The organism is Oceanisphaera sp. (genome assembly GCF_052084945.1).
Lineage (GTDB): Bacteria > Pseudomonadota > Gammaproteobacteria > Enterobacterales > Aeromonadaceae > Oceanimonas.
In genome coordinates, this window is sequence record NZ_JBQDEX010000183.1 from 1 (window position 1) to 2,838 (window position 2,838).

3 protein-coding genes are annotated in these 2,838 nt (G+C 50.1%); all 3 read left to right on the forward strand.

From position 1 onward, the window contains the following. A partial coding sequence (locus ACTHY5_RS11755; protein ID WP_441879929.1) for a phosphatidate cytidylyltransferase occupies positions 1 to 360 on the forward strand: 360 nt, incomplete at its 5' end. Then, the gene (gene ispC / locus ACTHY5_RS11760) at positions 360 to 1,550 is read left to right on the forward strand and encodes a 1-deoxy-D-xylulose-5-phosphate reductoisomerase (RefSeq protein WP_441879935.1); all 1,191 of its coding nucleotides are present in this window, start codon (positions 360 to 362) and stop codon (positions 1,548 to 1,550) included. The genes ACTHY5_RS11755 and ispC, both read left to right, overlap by 1 nt. Continuing rightward, positions 1,550 to 2,838 (forward strand): sigma E protease regulator RseP (gene rseP / locus ACTHY5_RS11765; protein WP_441879932.1); only part of this gene is annotated, 1,289 nt, incomplete at its 3' end. The genes ispC and rseP, both read left to right, overlap by 1 nt.

The window sequence follows — 2,838 nt, forward strand, 5'->3', positions numbered from 1 at the left end:
GACACGGGTGCGTATTTTGCTGGTAAAGCTTTTGGTAAGCGCAAGTTATGCCCCAATGTTAGCCCGGGTAAAACCCTAGAGGGCATGTTGGGGGGCGTGGTTGCAGCAACTGTGTTGGCGGTTATTGTAACTCAGAGTGTTAATTTGGCGCCGGGGCACAGTCAGGTGTTGTTAATTGCCTCTGTGGTGGCGGTGTTGGCATCTGTGTTGGGGGATTTAACCGAGAGTATGTTTAAGCGCGAGGCGGGCTTAAAGGACTCAGGTAATATTTTGCCCGGCCATGGTGGCATTATGGATCGCATTGACAGTTTAACTGCGGCACTGCCGGTGTTTGTGGTGGTGGTGTGGTTGTTAGGATGATGCAAACGCTCACTGTATTAGGGGCGTCTGGCTCTATTGGTCAAAGTACTTTGGCGGTGGTGCGCCAACACCCAGAGCAATTTTCACTATTTGCTTTGAGTGCTCACAGTAATGTGACGGCCATGGTTAAAGATTGTCTGGAGTTTGTGCCACGTTATGCGGTAATGGTTGACGAGGTCGCTGCGCGTAGTTTGCGTCAAGAGTTGGCGTTGTTAGGTGTTAGCACTCAGGTGCTAAGTGGTGCTAATGCATTGTGTGAGGTGGCGCGCGAGCCTGAAGTGACTACCGTTATGGCGGCTATTGTGGGGGCGGCGGGCTTGCTGTCTACTTTGGCTGCGGTAGAGGCGGGCAAGCGGGTGTTGCTGGCTAATAAAGAAGCCTTGGTAATGAGCGGTGAGCTATTTATTGATAGTGTGCACCGCTGTGGTGCCGAGTTGTTGCCAATAGACAGTGAACATAATGCGATTTTTCAGTGTCTGCCGGATGCGCTTCAGCAAAACCCGGGTCGCGGTTGCTTAACCACAGCTGGGGTGAGTAAAATTTTGCTTACCGGCTCGGGTGGTCCGTTTCGTTATACGCCTATTGCTGATTTGGCAGCGGTAACACCGGCTCAAGCTATTGCGCACCCTAACTGGTCTATGGGGCCGAAAATTTCGGTCGACTCCGCCACCATGATGAACAAAGGCTTGGAGTATATAGAAGCGCGTTGGTTATTTAATGCCGCGCCTAAACAAATACAGGTGTTGGTGCACCCTCAATCTGTGGTGCATTCTATGGTGCAATATTCCGATGGCTCGGTATTGGCGCAGTTAGGTCAGCCCGATATGATGACCCCCATTGCCCATGCCTTAGCGTATCCTAACCGGATTGCTTCGGGCGTGGCGCCACTCGATTTTTGTACGCTTAGTGATTTAAGTTTTATGGCGCCTGATATGGGGCGTTATCCTTGTTTGCAGTTGGCTATAGACGCCTGTGCTAGCGGCCAAGGGGCTACCACAGCATTAAATGCGGCCAATGAGGTAACAGTGGCCGCTTTTTTAGCCGGTCAATTAGGGTTTATGGGGATTGCTGAAGTGAATGAAGCGGTAATGCAGCAGTTAGGCAGTACGCAAGTGAGTCATTTAGATGACATAATAGCGCAAGATATTCGAGCACGAGACTGTGCAACAGCAGAAATAAGGAAGCGGTAATGGGCGGCTTTTTGTGGAACTTGGGCGCATTTATTGTAGCGCTTGGTGTGTTAGTGGCCGTACATGAATTTGGTCATTTTTGGGTGGCCAGACGCAATGGCATTAAAGTAGAGCGTTTTTCTATTGGCTTTGGTAAAGCTATTTGGCGCCGTATTGGCAAAGACGGCACCGAATATGTACTGGCCATGATCCCGTTGGGCGGTTATGTGAAAATGCTCGACAGCCGCATAGAAGACGTGCCAGAAGCACTGCAAGGCCAAGCGTTTAACCATAAGTCGGTATGGGCCCGCATGGCGGTGGTGGTGGCGGGCCCCATGGCAAACTTTGTGTTTGCCATTTTTGCTTTTTGGTTGATGTTTTTAATTGGCGTGCCGGCAGTTAAGCCGGTGCTAAATGATGTAACGGCTTCATCACCCGCTGCGGAGGCTGGGTTACTGCCGGGGATGGAAATTCAAGCCATTGATGGTAAAAGGGTACGCACTTGGGAAGAAGTGAATTTTGCGCTTATCGGCCGTTTAGGGGATGACAGCACTGAATTTTCTGTGAAAAATAGTGCCGGTGTCACTCAGCAGGCGCGCATTAATTTAATTGGCTGGGAGTTTAACCCAGACCAACAATCCCCCATGGGGGCGTTAGGGTTAGTGCCCGTGGGGCCTAAGTTAACCCTTACTGTGGCGCAGGTGTTAGAAGATGGCCCTGCAGGCTTGGCTGGCATTAAGAATGGTGATGTATTACAGGCGATTAATGGCGAATCTTTAAGCAGTTGGCAGCAGTTGGTTAGCAAGGTACAAGCCGCGCCTGAAAAAGAATTGGAACTGGATGTGCTGCGCGATGGTCAGAGACTCAGCTTGATACTGACCCCTGCTCGTCACGAGAGCAGCGAGCGCGTTATTGGCTATGCCGGTTTAGCCCCTAAAGTGTTACCTGTGGCGGATGAATATCGCTTTGATATGCGCTATGGCCTTTTTGCCGCTGTGGGAGCTGGTGTAGAGCGCACTTGGGATTTAACGGTACTTACTTTTCAAATGTTGGGTAAGTTAGTGACAGGTGTGGTGTCGGTAGATAATTTAAGTGGCCCTATTTCAATTGCCAAGGGCGCCGGTGCAACGGCCGATTATGGTTTGGTGTACTTTTTAGGTTTTATGGCACTGGTGAGTGTTAATTTAGGCATTATTAATTTATTGCCTTTGCCGGTGTTAGACGGTGGTCATTTGTTGTTTTATATCATTGAAGCGGTGACTGGTCGTCCTGTGCCCGAAAAGATACAGGAAGTGGGTTTTAAAGTAGG

Excerpts from the sequence above, each read along its gene's own strand:
- ispC (WP_441879935.1), top strand. The coding sequence starts at position 360 with ATGCAAACGCTCACTGTATTAGGGGCGTCTGGCTCTATTGGTCAAAGT.